We start from the raw sequence: 21,590 nt of genomic DNA on the forward strand, positions 1-21,590 counted from the left end.
AGGTTTACAACAACTCGGCGACCTCTTCGCGCGTTTCGGCGTCGAGAACGCGCTCGGCGCGTTCTCGCGCCGGTTCGGTGTCGATATCCCCGACGTTCGCTTTCACGTCCGGTACGGTGATCGCGCTCATGCTGAGTTCGTCCAGGCCAAGGCCGACGAGCAGTTCCGTCAGGTCGGGGTCGCCAGCCATCTCGCCGCACATGCCGACCCACGCGTCGCCCTCGTGTCCCGCCGAGACCGTCCGACGAATCGCCCGGAGGACGGCCGGATAGCGCGGGTCGTGGAGGTCCGAGACTCGCTCGTTTTCACGCGACGCGGCCATCACGTACTGGGTGAGGTCGTTCGTCCCGATGCTCAGGAAATCCACCCGCTCGGCGAGCGACTCGGCCATGAACACCGAGCCGGGCGTCTCGATCATCACGCCGAGTTCGGGCACGTCGAACGATTCGCCTTCCTCGTCCAGTTCCTCGGCGACGGTTTCGACCCGCGCGAGCGCCGCGTCGAGTTCCTCGACGCTGGCGACGAGGGGAAACATCACGGCGAGGGTCCCCGCGGAATCGTCCGCGGCAGCGCGCAGCAGCGCGCGCAGTTGGGTTTCGAACAGGTCGGAATCCGGGCCGAGCGAGCGCCGAATCCCGCGCTCGCCGAGGAACGGGTTCGCTTCGTCCGGCGCGTCGAGATACGGAATCGGCTTGTCGCCGCCGATGTCCAGCGTTCTGACGACGCATCGCTCGTCCGGGAAGGTTGCCAACGCCTCGGTGTACACCTCGTACTGTTCGTCCTCGTCCGGCGGCGCGTCGCGGTCGAGGAACAGGAATTCGGTTCGGAACAAGCCGATGCCGTCGGCACCCTGTTCGGCCGCGACGTCGAGCTCTGCGAGCGTCCCGACGTTCGCCGCGACTTCGATTTCCTCCCCGTCCGCCGTCGAAACGTGGTCGTCGATGACGGGCGTTTCGGCGTCGGCGATTCGGCGTTTCGCGCCCTCGTCGGGATCGATGACGACGACGCCGTTCTCGCCATCGACCAGGAGTTCCCGGCCGTCGCCGACCTGTGCGAGTTCGTCGCCGACGCCGACGACAGCGGGGATGCCGAGCGAGCGGGCGAAGATCGCGGCGTGCGAGGTTCGCCCGCCGAAGATGGTCGCGAACCCGGACAGCACGTCCGGGTCGAGTTGGGCCGTGTCGCTCGGCGTGAGCCGTTCCGCGACGAGTATCGATCCATCGGGAAGGTCGCCGAGGTCCATGCGGTCGCCGTCGGTGACGATTCGCAGGAGTCGGTCGCGCACGTCGCGCAGGTCGTCGGCCCGTTCGGACATCGAACCCTCCAGGTTCTCGAATCGGGCGATCGGATCGGTGAACGCACGCTGGATCGCGTGTGGTGCCGGAAGGCCGTTCTCGATGGCCGCCTCGATGCCGCCGACGATTTCCGGGTCGTCCACGAACGCGCGATGCGCGTCGAAAATCTCGGCTTCGTCCTCGCCGACGCGGTCGGTCGCTCGCTCCCGCTCCCGTTCGAGTTCCTCGTGTGCGGTCGCTTGCGCGGCCTCGAACGTCGCGAGTTCTTCCTCGGGATCGACCGTCGTCGGGTCGGGCGGATCGGGGAGATCCGTCGCTCCGCGGTACCAAACGACCCCACCGACGCCGGCGCGCGGCGTCACGCCGATTCCGGAGAGTTCGGTCGTCACGCTTCCCCATCCTCCGGCGTAGTGAGCACGTCCTCCAGCGCGTCGAGGGCGTCTTCGGCGTCGTCCCCCTCCGCGACGAGTCGAACGTCGTCTCCTTGCCGCGCGTTGAGCGTCGTCACCGACAGCATGCTTCGGGCGTTGACCGGGTCGCCGTCCGTGAGGGCGACGGTGAGATCCGATTCGAACTCGTTGGCGGTCGTGACGAAGCGCGATGCTGGTCGGGCGTGCAATCCGGCCTCGGGGACGACGGTGACAGTACGTTCCATACGGGTCATTTCCAACGTTTGGTGTGGAACCCGCTTCATGCTATCGCCGCCACCGCCGCAATCCCCACTGTGCTCGCGTGTAGCCGAGACCGAACAACACGGTTCCAACGAGCATCAGCGTCCCGCCGAGAAGCGGCTTGTTGACCGCCGTTCCGGGGGCGGAGATAGCGACGAGCACGAGGCCGGAGACCAGAACGGTGAGTCCGACGAGGCTCACCGGGTCGAGAAACATCAGTCTGAGGTACGCTCCCGTCGAACGGTCCGGGTCGTCTGAAGTCGTCACGGGCACTCGTTAGCTTCCTCCCGTCGAGCCTTCGTGTTCTTCATCGTGCACCGCAGGCTCCTCGGGTTCGATATCCTCGGCTTCGAGTTTGATGACGTACTGACGCGTTAGCACGTCGTATAACCCGCCGCCGATGATACCCCCGACGATGGTCGAAACGGTCGGCAGCCACCAGCCACCCCGCGGACCGGGGAACGCGATGGACCCCCATCCAGCGAAGTAGCCCATGATTCGCGGACCGAGGTCGCGGGCGGGATTCAACGCGGCCATACTGATGGGTGCTTCGTACTGGACGAGCGCCGCCACGAGAAGACCGATTAGAAATGCCGCGAGAGCGGGCGATGCGCGCGTTCCCATCGGGTTCTCGTCGTCCACGAGGGCGAAGATGACGGCCACGAGAATAGCCGTGATGACCATCTCGCTGAAGAACGCTTGTGGGAACGAAACGAGAGATGCTGCCTGTTGCAGCGTGTTGTAATCCCCGACTTTCACTCCCGCAAACGCCGGGTTCGGGAAGAACGTCCAGAGCGTCATTCCCGTGATCGAACTACCGGGTTGTCCGCGAACGACGTTGTTCGCTTGGCTGAAACTCCGGTAGTACCCCGACCACGTGATGAGCAGGGTTCCGGCCGCCAGAAACGCCCCGATGATTTGGGACACGATGTAGCCGGGAACGTGTCGCCACGGGAAGTCCCGCCAGACGGCGTTCGCAATCGTGACCGCTGGGTTGATGTGACCCTCCGAGACGCCGCCGACCCAGTACACCGCGAACATCACGGCGAATCCCCACAAGATGGATACGCCGAACAGGTCATACCCACCTGTCAGCACCGAGACGACGACTGCACCGTCGCCGAGCAGGACGAGGATGAACGTACCGACGATTTCGTTGATGTACTTCGCACGCCAGTACTCCTGGGGACCCTGCGTTGCTGCTCCGGATTCGTCGGCCGTTTCCGACATCTCAGGCACCCCCCTCGCTTGCCCAGCCAAGGGAACGTTCGACCGCGTCCTCCCAGCGAGCGTACTTCTCGTCCGCCTCCGCTTCCGTCATGTCCGGTTCGAACTCGCGGTCCACCTGCCAGTTCGTTCGAAGGTCGTCCGTCGAGTCCCAGTAGCCGACGGCCAGACCGGCGGCGTACGCCGACCCGAGCGCCGTCGTCTCGTCCACGACCGGCCGGACGATATCGGCCCCGAGGATGTCGGCCTGAAGCTGACAGAGGAAGTTGTTCTTCACCGCGCCGCCGTCGACTTTCAGCGACTCGACCTCGATGCCGCTGTCGGCCTCCATCGCTTCGGCCACGTCGCGGGTCTGATAGGCGATGGATTCGAGCGTCGCCCTGACGATGTGCTCCCGACGGGTTCCGCGCGTCATGCCGACGATGGTCCCGCGGGCGCGCTGATTCCAGTGCGGCGCACCGAGCCCCGTAAACGCGGGAACCATGTAGACGCCGTCTGTCGAATCGACGCTTCGGGCGAGGGATTCCGTTTCGGCCGCGTCGTCGATGAATCCCACGTCCACGAGCCACTCGATGGCCGCGCCGGTGACGAAGATGGAGCCTTCGAGCGCGTACTGGACGGGTTCGCCCGAGCGCTGGAACGCGACGGTCGTGAGCAAGCCGTGTTCGCTCTCGACAGCATCGTCGCCCGTATTCAGGAGGAAGAAACTGCCCGTGCCGTAGGTGTTCTTCGCGTCACCGGCGTCGAAACAGGTCTGCCCGAACAGGGCGGCCTGCTGGTCGCCGAACGCGCCCGCGACGGGAATTTCCGCGCCGAGGAAGCCGTCGGGGTCCGTCGAACCGTAGGTCTCGTCGTCGCTCGACGGACGTACTTCCGGGAGCATCGCGCGCGGCACGCCGAACTCCTCACACAACTCGTCGTCCCAGTCCATCTCGTGGATGTCGAACAGCATCGTCCGCGACGCGTTCGTCACGTCCGTGATGTGCTCGCCCGTCAGGTTGTAAATCAGCCACGAGTCGATGGTTCCGAACAGGATTTCGCCCTCCTCGGCGCGTTCCCGGATATCCGCCGGTCGTGCGCGCTGGAGTTTGATGGGGTCGGCGTTGTCGAGCAACCACTCGGCCTTCGTCGCCGAGAAGTACGCGTCGGGTTCCAACCCCGTCTTCTTTCGGATTTCATCGACCTTTCCGTCCGCTTCCAACTGCTCGACGCGGTCGGTCGTCCGCCGGTCCTGCCAGACGATGGCGTCGTGGATCGGACTGCCGCTATCTTTATCCCACAGCAGCGTCGTCTCGCGCTGGTTGGTGATGCCGATGGCTTCTAGCTGATCCGCGGCGACGTCCGCCTCCTCCAGCGCGGCCGTGACGACTTCCTGTGTGTTCTCCCAGATTTCGAGCGGGTCGTGCTCGACCCACCCCGGTTCCGGGTATTTCTGTTCGTGTTTTTCGTACGCGCTGGCGACGACCCGACCGTCGTGGTCGAACAGCATGAACCGGGTTCCGGTCTGCCTTGGTCGATAGCGCCGACATATGTATTTGACATCTGAATGCCCTCGTTTTGGTGCGCCGGACTCTCCCACTCGACGACACCTCTGGGAGAGAGACGGGACGGAGAATAATGATGTTTTCCCACAGGGAGGTTTCCACGCCCGTAGCCCTGGGTTTTCACTCTCTCGCCAACCAATCGTGAAAAATAGTCGTCAATTTCGTCGCTTATTCGTCTCGACCCACGTTCTCGATCCGGTCGTACTGCTCGCCCGAGAGTTCGATGTCGGCAGCGCCGACGTTCTCCTCCAGTTGGTCGGTCGTCCGCGCGCCGACGATGGGCGTACAGGAGAACTCGCGCTGTTGGATGAGCCATCGGAGCGCGACCTGCGCCGGGGTGGCGTCGAGTTCGTCCGCGACCGCTCGAATCTCGTCCAGAATCTCCCAGCCCTCCTCGGACATGTAGTAATCCTCGAAGTAGTCCACGAGGTCCGCGCGCGACCCGGCCGGGATGTCGCCGTCGCGTTCGTACTTGCCGGTCAGGAAGCCACCCGCGAGCGGGGAGTACGGACAGACCGCGATGTCCTGGTCGGCACAGACGTCGAGGTAGTCCTCCACCGGGCCGCTGGCCGCCGCGTGGTACATCGGCTGGGTCACGTCGAAGCGCTCGAAGCCGTTCACGTCGGATTTCCAGAGCGCCTTCGTGAGTTGCCACGCCGCCATCGTGGACGCGCCGAGGTAGTTCACCTTACCCTCGTCCACGAGTTCCGTCAGCGTCGCAAGCGTCTCCTCGATTGGCGTCTCCTCGTCCCAACGGTGGATGTAGTACACGTCGAGGTAGTCCGTTCCCAGGCGGTCGAGCGTCCCCTCTATCTGGGCGCGGATGTGTTTGCGCGAGAGCCCCGAGTCGTTCGGTCCCGGTTCGCCCCAGCCGTCGAACGGGAAGTACACCTTCGAGGCGATGACGAAGTCCTCGCGGTCGTACTCCGACAGCCAGTCGCCGATCCACTCCTCGCTGGTGCCGTTCGGGTCACCGTAGACGTTCGCCGTGTCGATGAAGTTGATGCCGTTCTCCCACGCCGTGTCGAGCAGGTCGTGTGCCGTGTCGTAATCCGTTTCGACCGTGCCGTTCGATTCCATGGCGAATCGCCACGTCCCGAAACACAGTTCCGAGACCTTCGTGCCCGTCGAACCGAGAGTTCGATACTCCATACCACGGCGTCGTCGGGAAGGGTCCTAAAAGCCCGGAAAGCGGCTAAGTTCGGAAAGGTACGGAACGCGGATTCCGTACGTAAAACGGACCGAGCGTGGAGGGTCGCCCGGGTCGCGTCTTCAGGCCCCATCGTACTCGCTCAACCAGTCGCCGACTATTTCTTGAATCCCGAGGGTCGTCGTACCGATGTTCAGAATTTGATACCCGTTCCGAGCTTTTTCGTTGACATCGTCCATCCCGAAACCGAGGTTTCCCACGGGAACGCCTCGGTCGATACCCTCCGTACGAACGGTTTCGACGGCGTCCCGTACGTCCGGATGGTCGAGTTCGCCGGGGGAGCCGACCGCGACCGAAAGGTCGAACGGGCCGACGAAGACGAACCCGAGGTCGGGAACGTCCAGAATGGAGTCGATGTTCTCGACCGCCTCGCGCGACTCAATCGTCACACCGATGAGGACCTCTGCGTCCTCGGTAGCGACGTAATCGTCCTCCCGTCCCCACCGACTCGCTCGCGGAACCGCGAGGCCGCGTTCTCCCGGTTCGCCGTCGTAGCCGAAATACGACGCTCGAACGATATCCCGCACCTCGTCCGCTGTATCGACGTGCGAGAGGAACACGTTTCTCACACCGGCGTCCAGTACCTTCCGGACGAGCGCCGGTTCCGTAACCGGAACCCGAACTAACAGTTCCGTCCCCGTGAGTTCGCTCGCGCGAAGCAACGATTCCACTGCACCGGCATCCCATGGACTCGGTCCCGCGTGCTCGAAATCGATCCAGACGAAATCGAGTCCAAGATCACCGTACAGTTCGACGACCGTCGGCGCGTACGTGTCGTCGGCTATTCCGAGTACGATTTCGCCGTTTTCGAGCCGATTTCGCAAACTAGCTGTGTCTTCTGTCTGTGTCATGAGTCTCCCCCCACGAGGAATCGATTACGGTGGATTCCTCGGATGTGCTTTCTCCCCCCGATCGTTTCCGTACCGCGCCCGGTGATGGAGCGGCGAACCTGCTACGCTACCGGAGGTAGTATCCCTGTTGGTCAGTGATACCAAAGTACACGGTACCGTCGACATCGCACTATTCCTCGGTTGGATACTCCTTTCGCACAACTACGCCGCCGCTCGAATTCCGAACGACGACCGTATCGCCGCCGTTGTTCCAGACGGCGCTTCCCTCGCCCCAGTACAGGTCCGACGCGGAATCGCTTCCGCTGCCGGTGTGGAGCGTGACCGTCGAACCGGCGGCCAGCGTCGTCCCGGTCGGCACTTCGTAGCTGTGCCCCGCCGCGTCCGAAACCGACCAACCGGAGATGTCGAGCGGTTCGTTCCCCGTATTCTTCAGGACGACGTACTCCTCGTTCGGATTCTCGTTGTCGTTTCCGGGGGCGTCCGCACGAATTTCGCTGATGGCGAGGGGGCTGGTCGTGCTCCCTCCAGTCGTCGAGGTGGCGGTTGTCGTCGTCTGCCCGCCGTCACTCCCTCCGCTCGCACACTCCCAGAGTCCGAGACCGGTCTTTTGTGCGGCCGATTCGGCGGCGTAAAACCGCTGGCGCTTCGTGAACTCGCTGTCGTACACCCGCGCGTAGCCCTGCTTGACCAGTTGGTAGTTGAACAGCGTGCCGTCCCCCTCGCGGATGTAGATCAGCAGTCGTCCGTAGTAGCCGCGCGGCCCCTCGTTCTCGTCCAGCGTGATGGTCACCCGCTTGCCCGCGAGTTCGGTGTCGGCGAACTCGCTGGCCTTGTGGCCCCAGTCGCGCAGGCAACTCGAACCGGCGGCGTCGTCCGGAATACCCTCGAACTCCGTCGGGTCGTTTTCGGTGTGGACCTCGGGCGTATCCACGCCGAGCAGTCGTCCCGTGTCAGTCGTTCCGTTCTCGTACTGGAACTTCACCGTGTCGCCGTCAACGATTCGAGTGATGGTCACCGTCCAACTGTGGGCGGACTCCGGGTTCGACTGTCCGGTCGTCGTGGACTGCTGTACGGAGGTACACCCGGAGGTCAGCACGCTCGTCCCGACCAAGAGGAGAACGGCGAAGACGGCGAATCGGGAGGAGACGGTGAGAGACACGACGATATCGAGACGGGGTCGGGGGATAAAACTAGGTGAGAGAGGCGAGTGAGTTCGCGGGTCACTCGTTCGTCGGTAGACACGGAAGCGGGCTAACGGGGCAGAACATCGTCGCTTCGGTGAGGAGGTGGCGGTCTCGGGCCATAATTTCCCCCGAAAAAGAGAACAGTTACGGTGGGGTTCGCGCCCCCTCCGACGCCCGACAACCGGAGTTCGGAATTCGAATCGTAATTCAGCGCGGAACATTTATTATCAGAGAAGAATTGTTATTAGTAATGAATAAATCGGATTCGTCAGGAGTGCTGTACGGAATCGTGGGGATCGTTGGAGCCTTCCTCCTGTATTGGGGTGTCGTGAGTATCATGACGACGTCGTACGTCCCGTCCGTTACGTTCCCGTGGCTCGACCGGACGCTCACGGCAGTTGGTCAATACGTCTGGATTCCCGCGATCGGCGTCCTCCTGCTCACGGTGAGCGTGTCGCCACTCGTGTCAGTCGGTGCTCGAAGGAGTCGAATTGGACGAGTAACGATCGGTGGCTTCGGAGTCGTTCTGCTGGGTCTCGGCGGTGCGATCACGGCACTCACCATCTCCCCGACCTGGGGATTCCTCCAGTTCTCGCCCGTCGTTCTAACCGGCGTACTGCTGATGGCCATCGCTTTCGGGCTTCAGGACCAAGTGTCGAAACGCGTCCACCTGTCGTGATTTCCCCGACGCTCCTTCGACTCGAACGGACTCGGAGTGCTCCCGTCGCGGTGGTCACGAAACGGTAACGGATCGGAGAAGAAGGACGTTTTATACCTCGGCGAAGAAACGAACTGGTATGAGCGGGACCGCGAGCGAGCGATTTCAGGAGAACGCGACCGAAATCGCGTCGATCCTCGTGACGGGGATTTGGCTCCTCGCCTTGCTCACCGGCCAAGGATGGTGGCTGTGGGCACTGTTGGGCGGTTACATCGTCGTTATTCCGATAGTCGAATTGCTGTTCGGTGACGAAGACGAGGAGGAAGCGGACGATGAACCGTCCTCGCGGAAACAGCGACGGCGGGAGCGCAGGGAGAGAAGAAGGAACCGACGACGAGACCGGTGGGAAGACGACCCGCAGGGAAACGACGAAAGCACACGCGGAGCGGCGAACAACCGCGACGCCCTCGAAACGCTCAAAGACCGCTACGCACGCGGCGAACTCACCGACGAACAGTTCGAGCGAAAACTGGAGAAACTCATGGAAAACGACACCGTGGAAGATGTCGAGGACCGATTCCGAACCGATCGGGAGCGAAACCTCGAACGCGAATGATCGAAATCGGCGCGATTTTTACTCGTCTCCCGACGCGCGAAAGTTTATAACTGAAACCGGGACAAGGTGTTTCCATGGACGAATGGGAGTACAAAATAGTGGAACTGTCGGACGGCGGCCTCTTCGGAGATAGTGAGAAACCGACGGAAGCGAGCCTCAACGAACTGGGCGAACGGGGCTGGGAACTGGCGGCATCGTTGACCGGGTCGAACAGGTCACTCGGCGGACGGCCCAAAAGCGAGACGAGCGCGCTGGTGTTCAAACGTCCGAAGGAGTAACCCCGTCACTCCTCGACCGTCCAGGAATCGAGCGTTTCCTGCACCAGCGCCTCGCCGACTGCTCGGCCGAGCACGTCGTAACCGGCGCGTTCGGCGCGGTCGTCGGCGGACGCGATGAGCCGCGAAACGATGAACTCCGGCGTGGACCTGCCGACCGTGTCGAAGCGGGGTTGGTAGTCCACGAGCAGGTCCAACTCCTCGTCCAACCCTTCGGCGAAGATACCGTCCTTCCGGGCTTGTTCGGGGAGCGGATTCAGGTCGTCCGCGAGGTGGGTGACGAACACGCCGAGCGCACCCCTGTCGACGGTCAAACTCACGAGGCCGTGGAGGAGGTTCGCGGCGCTCCCCGGTTCGGTAATCGCTTCGAACTCGTCCACCAGCATGAGCGTCCGTCCGTCGTCCGTGAGCGGCGGGACGATGCTCCGGAGCGTGGATTCGAGCACGCCAGCGTTGAAACTGGCGTGGCGGCGGTGGAAGACGATGGCGTCGGAAATCGACACCTGTGCCCGCGAGGCGGGGACGGGCAGACCCATCTGTGCAAGCAAGCCGACCTGACACAGCGTTTCGAGCAGGGTCGTCTTCCCACCGCTGTTCGCGCCGGTCAGAACGGTCACGCGATCACCTTTCGGTGGTCCCGCGACGGCGTGGTCGCCGATGCCGTAGGTGATGGGCTGGACGTCGCCGCTCCCCGTGGCGAGAAAGAGGTTCCGTGCACCCTCGACGGCGAACCCGGAGTCCACGAACTCCGGACGCGTGAGGTCGAACGCTGCGGCGAAGCGGGCGAGCGACAGCGAAACCGCGAGGTCGCTCACGGCCGAAGCGGCGGCATCGATGGCATCACGGGCGGTTTCGATGTCGGTTTCGAGTCGCTCGACCACCGAGGATTCCCGTTCCTCGGCCGCAGCACGGCTTTCGGCGACGAGTTCGCGGAGCGACCCGCCGACGAAGTCAGTGGCGTCGGTCGCCTCGCCCACCGTCGCGTCGCGGATCCGCTGCGGTTCGATGCCGGTCTCGCGGGCGACGTACTCGACATAGCTCTCGCGGAACTCGTCGGGGTTTCGAACGTCACCGGACTGGACGGCTTCGAGCACGTCGAGGGACCCGCTTTCGAGTCGTTCGGCCGCCGCGAGCGTCTCCCGGAGGCGGTCGAGTTCCTCGTCGGCACCCTCCGCGACCGATCCGTCGTCGAGTTTCCCGAGGGCACCGTCCGCGACTTCGAGGTCGTCCGGGTCGATTCCGGCGACGGTGGCAAACGCGCCGTCATCGACGCCGGTTCGTTGGAGCGCCCGCGCCGTCTCGACGGCGGTTCGCTCGCTGCCGTCGTAGGCGTCGAACGCATCGAGGACGGTTTCCCGCGTCTCGTCGTCCAGTTCATCCCACGATTTTACGGCCGCCATCGCGGAGTCGAGTCGTTCCTCCGCCTTCTCCCGGGATCGAACCGGCGTGAAGACGCGAATTCGGTCGCCCGCGTCGGGTGTCACGGCATAGTCGCTGGCAAGGTCGAGCAGTGACTTGTACACCGAACGAGCATCCCGCGTGGCGAGAACGTCCATCCCCTCGCCGCCGTTGGCCTGCCGGAGGATACGTGTCGCCCGTCCTCGGGGAAGCCCCGCCTTCGTCAGTGCGCGAACGTCGCTCGATTCGATGGCGTGAATCGCTCGTTCGACGCCGAGTTCCGATGCGAGTAACTCGCTCGTCTTCGGCCCGACGCCCCAGTAATCCTCCAGCCTCATACCTATCGGCTGACACGGACGAGTATTAATCGTTCCCGTTTGACCGAAAGGTAGAGATAGCTCGGCAGTGTTAATATTCCCATGTCCCTCCATGAATCATACCTGGACACGCCACAAATCGTCTACGTTGGTCAGAGCGGACGAGTTGGACTACAGGGAGCCACGGAGCGGCGAACGAGTGCCACGAAGGTGCTCGACCGACTCGATATCGCCGACTGCGTGGTCTGTGAGCAGTCACCGCCGGAACGTGACGCGGTGGCTGTGTTGGAGGAAGTACGCGAACGCGACACGGAATTGCCGTTCTTCATCGTCACCGACGACGACCGGACGATAACGAGGGCGCTTTCGTCAGGGGTTACCGACTGTGTCAATCCCGACCGTCCCGAGTTACTCACACACAGAGTCGAGCGCGCCATAAACGACTACCGAACCGGACAGGAGTTGGAACAAGCAACGGCGATACTCGGTGGGTTGGCGGATGCCGTCGTAACGATAGACGAGGAGGGACGTATCCGCTACGCCAACGACGGTCTCGAACGCGTTCTCGGGTACGACCCGACCGAAATGCTCGGGAGACAGTTGACGACGGCGATCCCGTCAGTCCTCCGGTCGACACATCGGAAATCGTTCGACCGATACGTCGAAACCGGAGAGCGCCAACTCGACTGGGAGCACGTCGAAACGATAGCACGGCACCGTGATGGCCACGAAGTTCCGGTACTGCTCTCGTTTCACAACGGCATGTGTGGCGGTGACGAGTTGATAACCGGCATCATCCGCGACGTATCGGAACGAAAAGCAGTGGAGACGGAACTCGAAGCGTCACGGGAACGCTATCGGCGGTTGGTCGCCACGAGTCCGGAGGCAGTTCTCGTCGCCGATGCTGAGACGGGTATCATCGTGGACGCCAATGGGGCGGCGGAGGAGTTGCTCGGACGCCCTCGGAACGAGATTTGTGGGATGCATCAGTCGGAGATTCATCCAGTAGAGCGACGGGAGCAGTATCGACAAATTTTCGAGAATCACTCGGAGGCGGAGGGAATAATACGGAACGTGGATCACCTTTCGGTCGTTCGCCCCGACGGCGAGGAAGTGCCGGTCGAGATCAGCGCGAACGTTTCGGAAGTCGGCGACCAACGGCTCGTCAACGCCATCTTCAAGGATATCTCGGATCGGAAGGACCGCGAACGGACGCTCGAATATCTGCGCTCCGCGACGCGTCGACTCATGACGGCGGAGACGAAGACGGACATCTGTGAAATCGCGGTGAAAGCCGCCGGGGATAAACTCGACCTTCCCCTCTCGATACTCCACCTCACGAACGAGGGAGGCGACGAGCTCGTTCCCGCTGCGATGACGGAGACGACCGAGACGCTACTGGACGAAATTCCACGTTTCGAGGAGAACGATGATCCGGTGTGGTCGGCGTTCGAATCGGGTGAAGCAGTCATGTTCGATGGGTCGGACGACGGTCTCGAAGTATGCGAGGAAGGAATGGAAGTCGAACAGGGGATCGTGATTCCGTTGGGGGCTCACGGTGTCTTTCTGCTCGGTTCCCCTTCCACGGGACGGTTCGACGAATACGTCCGTGATTTCGCCGAGATTTTGGCGACGAACGTCCAGTCGGCGCTCGATCGGGCGGAGCGCGAGGAAACGTTGGCGACACAGCGAGGCGAACTGGTCGAACTGAACCGAATCAACGAAGTCATCCGGGACGTGGATCGAACGCTGGTGCAGGCCACGAGCAGGGAGGAAATCGAGGAGACGGTCGTGGGGCGGTTGGCGTCGGCCGGACCGTACGAATTCGCGTGGATCGGTGAGTACGAGATGGGAGTCGAAACCGTCAGAGCAGTGGCGAACGCGGGGGATGATACTTACTACGAATCGGCCGACAAGAAGGCGGGACAGCGGAACTGTCCGGTCGCCAAAGCGCTGCGATCCGGGCAGACGGTGGTGGTCGAGGACGTACCGACCGATCCGGCGTTCGAATCGTGGGTGACGGAAGCGCTCGACGGCGACTACCAATCGTTGGCGGCGCTTCCGATTCGATACGACGAAACTCAATACGGCGTCCTCGTCGTTCACGCCGACCGGGAAGGGGCGTTCGATAGCCGCGAACAGTCGGTGCTCGTCGAACTCGGCGAAACTATCGGGATGGCTATCGCCGCGATGGAGAGCCGAAAGGCGCTCGTCTCCGACTGCGTGGTGGAAGTCGAGATGGAAGCGCTGGAGGCCGACCACTATCTCATCGATATTCCGCAGAAACTCGGGTGTACGTTCGTCTTGCAGGGAACGACGATTTCGCCGACCGGCGAAATCCTCTGTTTCGTCACGGCTTCAGGTGCGCCACCGGAGGTCATCCGCGAGCGAACCGAACAGTACGATGGAGTAACGGACACGCGAGTCGTCCACGAGCGCGAGGACGAGTGCATATTCGAAGTCAGCTACGACGGCCCATCGTTCGTCAAGGCGCTCGTGGACAGGGGGGCGACGCTCGGACACGTCGAAGCGGGGCCGGAGAAGGCCAGAGGAACCATCGAACTACCGAGAGACGCGGACATCAGGGGAATGGTCGAAGCGGTGCAGCGCATCGCGCCGACCGCTCGGGTCGTCGCCCAGCGGGAGCGGGAAAAACCCGAACCGACGGCGACGGAGTTCAGGATGCAACTCGCGGAGTCGCTGACCGACAGACAACGGACGGCAATGGAGACGGCGTATCTCGCCGGGTTCTTCGAATGGCCGCGAAACAGCACGGGCGAGGAAGTCGCGGAACTGCTCGACGTTTCGGCACCGACGTTTCATCAGCACCTGCGACACGCACAGTCGAAGGTGCTGAAGACGTTTTTCGACCGATAGGTGAGGCGATATCGACCGGAGGGACTTTCACCTCCTCCTCGGTTTGTCCCGTCATGCGTCTCATTCAAGTTCTCGTTCCGGACGATTGCCGGAGCGACGTTCTCGCTGTGCTGGACGACGAGGACATCGATTACGTGCTCACACGGGAGGAGGGCAACGGGGGCGATTCGGCGGTCGTGCAGTTTCCAGTGCCGACGCAAGCAGTGGACGCCGTTCTCACGAGCCTTCGAGACGCAGGTCTGGACGAGAACGGCTACACCGTTGTCGGCAGTTTGGAGACGGCCCGGACACCGAACATTCAGGAGTTGGAGGAACGCTTCGTCAGGGGGCAAGACGAGGACGACAGCATCGCGACCGAGGAGATTCGGACGAAGGCGCTCGGCATGAACCCGAGTCCCGTGACGTACTACGCGATGACCGTGCTGTCGGCGATCGTCGCGACCGCCGGGTTGTTGCTCAACTCGCCCGCGCTGGTCGTCGGATCGATGGTCATCGCCCCGCAGATGGGGTCGGCGATGACCACGAGCGTCGGACTCGTCCTGAACGACCGCAACATGATACGCGACGGGTTGTCGTCGCAGGTGCTCGGACTCGCCGTGGCCATCGTCAGCGCGACGATTTTCGGGTGGTCGCTCAAGTCCGCGCAGTTCATCCCACCGGCCCTCAACGTGGCGACGGTGAACCAGATAAGCCAGCGCACCTCTCCTGGATTCCTCTCGCTCGCCGTCGGCCTCTGTGCTGGCGCGGCGGGGGCGTTGGGTGTCGCAACCGCACTGCCGGTCTCGCTCGTCGGCGTCATGATCGCGGCGGCACTCATTCCCGCCGCCGCCGCCGTCGGCGTCGGATTGGCGTGGGGACCGCCGGTGTTGGCGTTCGGCGCGTTCGTCCTGCTGGTGGTGAACGTCGTCTCCATCAATGCCGCGTCCGGTAGCGTCCTCTGGGCACTCGGTTACCGACCGAAAAACGAAGGGAGTATTCGGGATGCCGCACCGAGAATCGTCGCGGCCGCGATTTTGCTCGTCTCGTTCGTCGGCGCGGGAGCGCTGATGACCCAACAGGTCCACACCGAAAACACGGCGAACAGGGAGGTACAGAAGATACTGGAATCGAAGCAGTACGAGCAACTCGAACTCGTGGAGGTGAACGTCGAGTTCGACGACATGGGCCTCGTCGACGACAAACAGCACGTGACGGTGCTCGTGACCAAGCCGTCCGGAAAGCGGTATCCCGGGCTGGCGAAGAAGCTCGCCGGGAAGATATCCGCCAAACTCGACGGGAGGACGATAGTCGAACTGCAGTTCACCGAAAGCCAGCAGTCGGTGGCGAGAACGTGACGCCGTGGTCGGCCGTGATCCGGTAGGCGGCCGTGCCCCAGATGTAGTCCTCGACGGGCCACCACGTCCGGGCGTTGTTGAGACTTGCGACGAGGACGCCGTCGTCCGGCCGTTTGAGGTCGGGATGGAAACTGACGCTCCCGCTGTCACCGTCGGTAAACGAGGACCGTGACCCCCATTTCAGTTGTCCGTGTTTGCAGACGGTTCCGTACGCGCAGGTCATCCCGTCCACGGCTTGAATCCGACCCGACGAGTAACCGGAGACGGCGGCGACTTTCTGCAGTTTCGACCGACGTGCTTTGAGGTGGGCGAGTCCCGCGCGCGTGAACTGCCCCATGACCGCGGATGGTGAAGCGCCGTGGATGGCGCTCGTCGGAAGCGCGTCGTTCACCGGGTCGATGCGTACGAAGTCGTCCAACGCGTAGCCGCGTCCCACTTTGCCGACCTTTCGCCATCCGGTGCGTCCCTTGACGTAGAACGGTTCGCCGCGGTGTTGTTCGTCGTCGTCCCCGTAGAGATGGTTCGAAGTCGCAAAAAACGGCGTTCCGTCGTCGTACATCGCCGGACAGAGCGTTGCGGCGGCGTGCTTGCTCCCGCACTCGACGCTTCCGGGCACGCGGTCGTCGTCGAACGAAGCATCGTACGTCCGACTTTTTTCGGTCGTATCGGCGGCTTCGACGTGATTCACTTCGATGGCGACGTCGCCGATTCGTTCGGGGACGGAACCCGTCGCCTCGTCGTCGGTCACGTCCAAGGCGAGGGCGGCGTTTCGTCCGCCGAACTCGCCCGGAACGACGGCGCTACCGACGATTCCGTGACGAGAAAGCAAGTCGTGGCGCTCGTGTGCGTCGAACGCGGCACGGAGGTCGGCGAACCAATCCGCCGGAACTGTCGTCGTCAGCGGTTCGGAATCGGACCCCCGACCGTACACGAGTGGCACTTCGTCGCTTCCGGCCGCCCGCACGTCGTCGGGCGTGAGCAGGGCGGCCATCGAACCGAGCCCTGCACCCGCGAGTGTCGTGACGAACCGTCGCCGCCCCATCGTCCCCAGTCGTCTCCGTGGCAGCGAGCGCGTTGCTGGTCGCTGTCCGATGTCGTCGTGGTTCCCCATCGTGTCGTTTCCCCGTTCCCGAACTCGGGTACGACGGGGGAGTACTTGAAACTGAACCGTCAGGTACCCCGTCCGAGTGGATGAATTATCGGTATGACGACAGTGTAGTTTTAGGGCTGCCAAAAAATGAGAACATTTACGTACCTTTAGGCGAGCCTAAAACATGGGCATGGTAGCAGACGACCCTAAGACCACGAGCCGTCGACGGTATCTGTTCGGTTGTGGCGTCGCCGGAGCGACGATCATGGCTGGCTGTCTCGGCGGCGACGAGAGTTCAGGAGCAGGAACGGACACGACGAACACTAGCGAGACGACGGGCTCGAAATCGGACGGGACGAGCACGGAGACAACCGAGACGGAAACGTCGGAGTCGGGTCCGTACTCGGTATCGATGGAACCGGTCGGGTCGGTGAAGTTCGATTCCGTCCCGAAGAGTTGGGTCGCCAACAACGGCAGTTGGGCCGACATGGGCATCGCGCTCGGTCTCGAACCGCCGAAAGCGGTCTGGTTGACGAGTCGGTACCACACACAGTACTACGACGAGATACCCGGCGTCTCGGTGGACAAGAGCGGGATGAAGGACCTGTACCAGGACGGCGTCAACAAGGAGCTGTTCTACCAACTGGACGGCGACGTGCACGTCATCGACCCGAACTTCCTGATGAACCGATTCAAAGGGTGGTCCCAGTCGGACGTCGACGAAGTCGAAAAGAACATCGGGCCGTTCTTCGGCAACAGCATCTTCTCGACCGGATACAAGTGGCACAAGGACTACAAATACTACAGCCTCTACGGGGCGTTCGAAAAACTCGCCAAGGTGTTCAAACGCACCGACCGGTACGAGGCGTTCAAGTCCCTGCACACCGACTTCCAGTCGAACCTCGAATCGGTCGTCCCGTCGAAGAAGTCGAAACGGCCGTCGGTTGCTATCATGTGGGCGAACGGGAACAAACCCGAGTCGTTCTCGCCGTACCTCATCTCGGAGGGGACGAGCTTCAAACAGTGGCGCGACCTGAAGGTCCAAGACGCGTTCGCCAATACGGACGTCCGTGACTTCCACGCGACGCGCGGAGAGGTGGACTTCGAGACGCTGTTGAAGATCGATCCCGACGTGTTGCTCCTGCGCGGACACGAGAACCAGACGAAAAAGGAGTTCCAGAACACGGTCGTCGAGTTCATGAAGAACCACAAGATCGGCAAACGGCTCACCGCCGTCAAAAACGACGACGTGTACCGTGGTGGCGGGCTGTACCAGGGGCCGATCACGAACCTCGTCCTCACCGAACGCGCAGCAAAGCAGGTGTACGACGCCTCGGGCGACCTCTACGACAAGAAACGGGTCGCGAACATCGTAAAGGGAGATATTTAAGCAAGGAGAAAGACGGTCGGCGACTTCCGGAGGAATAACCCAGTTCAGTGCGACGCGGGCACGGTAGGCATCAACCGCTCGCGTCATCCCATATCACTTCGACGAGATCCCCAGTCATCACTTTTCAGAGCGAAATCGTAACCCATCGAATCGAGGATGGAGCCGTGCAACAAACCTGGAATGGACAGTGAGTGCGCGATAGAGGCGTAATTAGCACTCCGGGAGAAAAACCAAAGCTCTTATCGGTGTTTAGGCAGACCTAAAAGGTGAACAAGAGGTGAAGCACGAGTCGCTTCACCGGGTAGTGACAACGATGGAAAAACCGAGTACGGGGTCGGACACATGACAGAGGAAGTCGAGGCGACGATAGGAGAACGAATAGACGGGTCACTGGCGGGGCTTATTCTGGCGAGTGTCGGAGTCGTGATCGTTTCCGCGCTCGTGCAGGTCAGTTTCGGCGCGTACTCCACGACGCTTTCGCAGGCGTGGCACGCCGTGTTCAACCCGAAAGTCATCGCCGATCCCAAGGTACTCGGGGCGCTCCTGTTCGGGGGCGAGATTCCGGACGGTACGAACCTGAGCAACACCACGACAGTCGTCTGGAGTCTGCGGCTTCCACGAGTCCTGGTCGGAATCTTCGTCGGCGTGAACCTGGCCGTCTCGGGCGCGATATTCCAGGCTGTCACGCGCAACGAACTGGCGAGCCCGTACATCCTCGGCGTCAGCAGCGGTGCCGGACTCGCGGTGCTGCTCACGCTCGTCGTGTTCAGCGGCCTCTCGTTGTTCCTCCCCGTGTTCGCGGCGCTCGGCGGTGTCGTCGCGTTCATCATCGTCTACACCATCGCGTGGAAGGGTGGGACGAGTCCCGTCCGACTCGTCCTCGCGGGTGTCATCGTCAGCACGGTCTTTTCGTCGCTCCAACGCGGCCTCTTCTTCTTCGCGGACGACATCGGCGTGGTACAACAGGCCCTCGCGTGGACCACGGGGTCGCTCACGGGAACCGGCTGGGAGCAGGTTCGGATCGTCCTCATCCCGACGCTGATCGTCATACCGATTTCGCTGATCGTGTCCCGGCAGTTGAACGTCCTTCTCCTCGGCGAACGAACCGCGCGGTCGCTCGGCATGTCGGTCGAACGGGTCCGGTTCGGACTCTCGATACTGGCGATCATCGCGGCGAGTTCCGCCATCTCAGTGGCCGGAATCGTTAGCTTCGTCGGCCTCATCGTTCCCCACGTCGTCCGGAACATCGTCGGGAGCGATTACCGAAAGCTCATGATCGGGTGCCTGTTCGCCGGACCTGCGCTGGTCGTCGCCGCCGACGTGGGGGCTCGACTCGCACTCATGCCGATCCAGATTCCGGTCGGTATCGTCACTGGGCTCGTCGGCGGGCCGTACTTCCTCTATCTCATGCGGAAACAGCAGAACATGGGTGAGCTCTGATGGCACACGAAGGCACCACCGCCACCAACGAAGGGACGACCGGGACGGAACCGGACGCCTGCCGGAGGAATCAGAATGAGTGAACAGCTAGACCAAACGATGAACGAGGAAACGGACGAATCGGAGAACGAACGAACTGAAGAGCCGACGAACGAGCGCGCGAGCGAACTGTTCGGCGAGGAGTTGGCGATCGGCTATCCGACCTCCGGAATCATCGTGGAATGTAACTCCATCGTCCTCCCGGCGGGGGAGATAACCGCGCTCGTCGGCCCGAACGGGAGCGGAAAGAGCACGCTTCTCAAGGCGCTGTCCCGCGAGCTGGAACCCGAAAACGGCGTCGTTCGGTTGGACGGCAGTGACATCCAGTCGTTCGGGACGAAGGAACTCGCGCGGGAACTCGGGCTCCTTTCACAACAGAACAAGTCGCCCGGAAGCCTGACCGTCGAGGAACTCGCATACCACGGTCGATACCCGCACCGCAAGCTCTTCGAGTCGAAGACGGAAGCGGATCACGAGGCCGTCGATACCGCACTCGAACGCGCCGGCGTCACGCACCTCAGGGACGAGGAGATGAACAGCCTCAGCGGCGGACAAAAACAGCTCGCGTGGATCGCTATGGTGCTGGCACAGGACACGGACGTGCTGCTGTTGGACGAACCGACGACGTACCTCGACCTGCGCCATCAGCTGAACGTCCTCGAAATCGTCAAAACGCTCGCCCGCGAGGAGAACCTGACCATCGGCATCGTCCTCCACGATATCTCGCAGGCCGCCCGCTACGCCGACAACCTCGTCGCCCTCCGCGACGGCGAACCCTACGACTGGGGACCGCCGGACGAAGTCGTGACCGAGGAACTGCTCGCCGAGGTGTTCGGCGTCGAAGCGACGGTCGGCCTCGGACCGGAAGGACCGGTCGTGAACCCGCAACGACCGCTGTAAATGGTCGCGGCGGTACGTTCAGCCCGGGAACCGTTCTTTTTCAGCCACAAGTTCGTCAGGTATCGAGCCAGGAATATCTGTGACATCACCAACATATTTCAAGTATTCATGATTCCTGAGTAACTTGTGCCGATGTTGAACGTTCGATACTCGGTAGATACATCAATCGATACATGACACGAAATGGACGCGGAATCGTTATCGTAGTGGCACTGACCCTGATCTTCTCGGCCGCTGGCTTCGCGCTCGTAAGCGCTCAAAACAGCGGATCAGACGTCAAATTGACGCAAAACGCGGAGGGTGAGTACGTGACGATTCACAACAATGGGGACCAACCATTCGACCTCTCGGGAAAGACGCTCTCGTTCGACGACGGACAGACGAACTTCACGTTCGACGACGGAGTGGAAATCGGTTCGGGTGAGACGGTGACGGTCGGAACCGGCGCGCACACCAGCGTGGATACGGATTACAGCGCCGAGTACGACGGCTACGTGCTCAACAACACGAGTCCGGATACCGTACGACTCCTCGACGGCGACACCGTCATCGCTTCGACGGACGACGAGACGGACACGACAACCGCGACAGACACTGTGACGACCACCACCACGCCGACATCGACTACGACGACGTTTTCCACCACCACGATTACCGAAGAAACGACGACTGACGAGACCACCACAACCAGCGGCACGACCACCACGACTGACCAAACAGCGACCACGTCGGACGAGACCACGACTACCACAGACGGGATGACCACGACGTACACGACGACTACGACCTCGAAGGACTGCTAAAAACGACTCTGCGGGATTCTTTTTCGGAATCAGGAATGGAGAGAGGCATACGTTTTTAACGGAAGAGGAAATGTTTTCGAATGACATTACTGGAGAGACATCATGAGCACAGCGGAGTATGCACGACGACTCACCGACCATCCCCTCGGCCGTCTAGTGATACTCATCGCCGGAATCACCGTCATCGGCGCGGTACTGCTGTTCTACCCACCGTTCTGGACCGTAGTGTGGTGGTTATTCCCAACCTTGTTCGTTCTCGTCGGTGTTTCGGAGTTGTACTTCCGTGGAGCGGACGGTGCATTATCGATGGCCGCCGGTTCCCTGCTCGTTCTCGGCGGTGTCAGCCGTGCGCTGTACCAACTCGTTCCGATGGACGAGTTCACCGGAACGGTAGCGAACGTCATTCCACTATTCGGAATTTTCGCCATGATGTACGTCCAGCACTACCGCGAGAACGAGTAAACTGCGCGC

19 protein-coding genes and 1 pseudogene are annotated in these 21,590 nt (G+C 62.1%); 10 read left to right on the plus strand and 10 right to left on the minus strand.

Going from position 1 to position 21,590, the window contains the following annotated elements; all coding sequences use genetic code 11:
- Positions 1 to 4: 4 nt before the first annotated feature.
- The 8 genes and pseudogenes from ptsP to NKF25_RS17115 form a co-directional block, all read right to left on the minus strand.
- Positions 5 to 1,684, minus strand: coding sequence for a phosphoenolpyruvate--protein phosphotransferase (ptsP, locus tag NKF25_RS17080; protein WP_253227866.1), 1,680 nt, complete (start codon positions 1,682 to 1,684; stop codon positions 5 to 7).
- On the minus strand, positions 1,681 to 1,959 hold the full coding sequence (locus tag NKF25_RS17085) for an HPr family phosphocarrier protein (RefSeq protein ID WP_303647128.1): 279 nt from the start codon (positions 1,957 to 1,959) through the stop codon (positions 1,681 to 1,683). Before NKF25_RS17085 ends, ptsP begins: the two co-directional genes overlap by 4 nt.
- Positions 1,960 to 1,990: 31 nt before the next feature.
- Complete coding sequence (locus NKF25_RS17090) at positions 1,991 to 2,233, minus strand: hypothetical protein (RefSeq protein WP_253227868.1); 243 nt, start codon at positions 2,231 to 2,233, stop codon at positions 1,991 to 1,993.
- 9 nt (positions 2,234 to 2,242) lie between these two features.
- Positions 2,243 to 3,196 carry an MIP/aquaporin family protein gene (locus tag NKF25_RS17095; RefSeq protein WP_253227869.1) on the minus strand — a complete coding sequence of 318 codons (954 nt, stop codon included), beginning with the start codon at positions 3,194 to 3,196 and terminating at the stop codon, positions 2,243 to 2,245.
- 1 nt (position 3,197) lies between these two features.
- Positions 3,198 to 4,735, minus strand: a pseudogene (gene glpK, locus NKF25_RS17100) (glycerol kinase GlpK).
- Between the two features lie 170 nt (positions 4,736 to 4,905).
- Positions 4,906 to 5,889 carry an aldo/keto reductase gene (locus NKF25_RS17105; protein ID WP_253227870.1) on the minus strand — a complete coding sequence of 328 codons (984 nt, stop codon included), beginning with the start codon at positions 5,887 to 5,889 and terminating at the stop codon, positions 4,906 to 4,908.
- Between the two features lie 120 nt (positions 5,890 to 6,009).
- A complete protein-coding gene (locus NKF25_RS17110) occupies positions 6,010 to 6,798 on the minus strand; it encodes an aldolase/citrate lyase family protein (protein ID WP_253227871.1) in 789 nt (262 codons plus the stop codon).
- A 169-nt stretch (positions 6,799 to 6,967) separates the two neighbouring features.
- A complete protein-coding gene (locus NKF25_RS17115) occupies positions 6,968 to 7,957 on the minus strand; it encodes a lamin tail domain-containing protein (protein WP_253227872.1) in 990 nt (329 codons plus the stop codon).
- A 275-nt stretch (positions 7,958 to 8,232) separates the two neighbouring features.
- On the opposite strand from NKF25_RS17115, the gene NKF25_RS17120 reads away from it, so the two are divergent.
- The 3 genes from NKF25_RS17120 to NKF25_RS17130 all read left to right on the plus strand — a co-directional run bounded on the left by NKF25_RS17120 (position 8,233) and on the right by NKF25_RS17130 (position 9,534).
- A complete protein-coding gene (locus NKF25_RS17120; RefSeq protein WP_253227873.1) occupies positions 8,233 to 8,661 on the plus strand; it encodes a hypothetical protein in 429 nt (142 codons plus the stop codon).
- 118 nt (positions 8,662 to 8,779) lie between these two features.
- The gene (locus NKF25_RS17125; RefSeq protein WP_253227874.1) at positions 8,780 to 9,256 is read left to right on the plus strand and encodes an SHOCT domain-containing protein; all 477 of its coding nucleotides are present in this window, start codon (positions 8,780 to 8,782) and stop codon (positions 9,254 to 9,256) included.
- Positions 9,257 to 9,330: 74 nt separating this feature from the next.
- On the plus strand, positions 9,331 to 9,534 hold the full coding sequence (locus NKF25_RS17130) for a DUF4177 domain-containing protein (protein WP_253227875.1): 204 nt from the start codon (positions 9,331 to 9,333) through the stop codon (positions 9,532 to 9,534).
- A gap of 5 nt (positions 9,535 to 9,539) precedes the next feature.
- Here the strand turns inward: NKF25_RS17130 and NKF25_RS17135 are convergent, their stop codons facing one another.
- Positions 9,540 to 11,267 (minus strand): DNA mismatch repair protein, encoded by a 1,728-nt coding sequence (locus NKF25_RS17135; RefSeq protein WP_253227876.1) that lies wholly within the window; start codon positions 11,265 to 11,267, stop codon positions 9,540 to 9,542.
- A gap of 81 nt (positions 11,268 to 11,348) precedes the next feature.
- Here NKF25_RS17135 and NKF25_RS17140 point away from each other — a divergent pair, with 81 nt between their 5' ends.
- Together NKF25_RS17140 and NKF25_RS17145 are read left to right on the plus strand one after the other, a co-directional pair.
- Positions 11,349 to 14,123 carry a PAS domain S-box protein gene (locus NKF25_RS17140; RefSeq protein ID WP_253227877.1) on the plus strand — a complete coding sequence of 925 codons (2,775 nt, stop codon included), beginning with the start codon at positions 11,349 to 11,351 and terminating at the stop codon, positions 14,121 to 14,123.
- Positions 14,124 to 14,176: 53 nt separating this feature from the next.
- A complete protein-coding gene (locus NKF25_RS17145) occupies positions 14,177 to 15,457 on the plus strand; it encodes a TIGR00341 family protein (protein WP_253227878.1) in 1,281 nt (426 codons plus the stop codon).
- Here the strand turns inward: NKF25_RS17145 and NKF25_RS17150 are convergent.
- Positions 15,423 to 16,568, minus strand: a complete 1,146-nt coding sequence (locus NKF25_RS17150) for a hypothetical protein (RefSeq protein ID WP_253227879.1) — start codon at positions 16,566 to 16,568, stop codon at positions 15,423 to 15,425. The two genes, NKF25_RS17145 and NKF25_RS17150, sit on opposite strands and share 35 nt — an antisense overlap.
- Positions 16,569 to 16,737: 169 nt before the next feature.
- Between NKF25_RS17150 and NKF25_RS17155 the strand changes: the two genes are divergently transcribed.
- The 5 genes from NKF25_RS17155 (at position 16,738) to NKF25_RS17175 (ending at position 21,581) form a co-directional block, all read left to right on the plus strand.
- A complete protein-coding gene (locus NKF25_RS17155; protein ID WP_253227880.1) occupies positions 16,738 to 17,937 on the plus strand; it encodes an ABC transporter substrate-binding protein in 1,200 nt (399 codons plus the stop codon).
- 342 nt (positions 17,938 to 18,279) lie between these two features.
- Positions 18,280 to 19,377, plus strand: coding sequence for an iron ABC transporter permease (locus tag NKF25_RS17160; RefSeq protein ID WP_253227881.1), 1,098 nt, complete (start codon positions 18,280 to 18,282; stop codon positions 19,375 to 19,377).
- A gap of 99 nt (positions 19,378 to 19,476) precedes the next feature.
- On the plus strand, positions 19,477 to 20,316 hold the full coding sequence (locus NKF25_RS17165) for an ABC transporter ATP-binding protein (RefSeq protein WP_253227949.1): 840 nt from the start codon (positions 19,477 to 19,479) through the stop codon (positions 20,314 to 20,316).
- Between the two features lie 173 nt (positions 20,317 to 20,489).
- The gene (locus NKF25_RS17170) at positions 20,490 to 21,119 is read left to right on the plus strand and encodes a lamin tail domain-containing protein (protein ID WP_253227882.1); all 630 of its coding nucleotides are present in this window, start codon (positions 20,490 to 20,492) and stop codon (positions 21,117 to 21,119) included.
- 102 nt (positions 21,120 to 21,221) lie between these two features.
- Positions 21,222 to 21,581 carry a hypothetical protein gene (locus tag NKF25_RS17175; protein ID WP_253227883.1) on the plus strand — a complete coding sequence of 120 codons (360 nt, stop codon included), beginning with the start codon at positions 21,222 to 21,224 and terminating at the stop codon, positions 21,579 to 21,581.
- The last annotated feature ends 9 nt before the right edge of the window (positions 21,582 to 21,590 follow it).

Source organism: Haladaptatus sp. AB643, assembly GCF_024136975.1.
Taxonomy (GTDB): domain Archaea; phylum Halobacteriota; class Halobacteria; order Halobacteriales; family Haladaptataceae; genus Haladaptatus.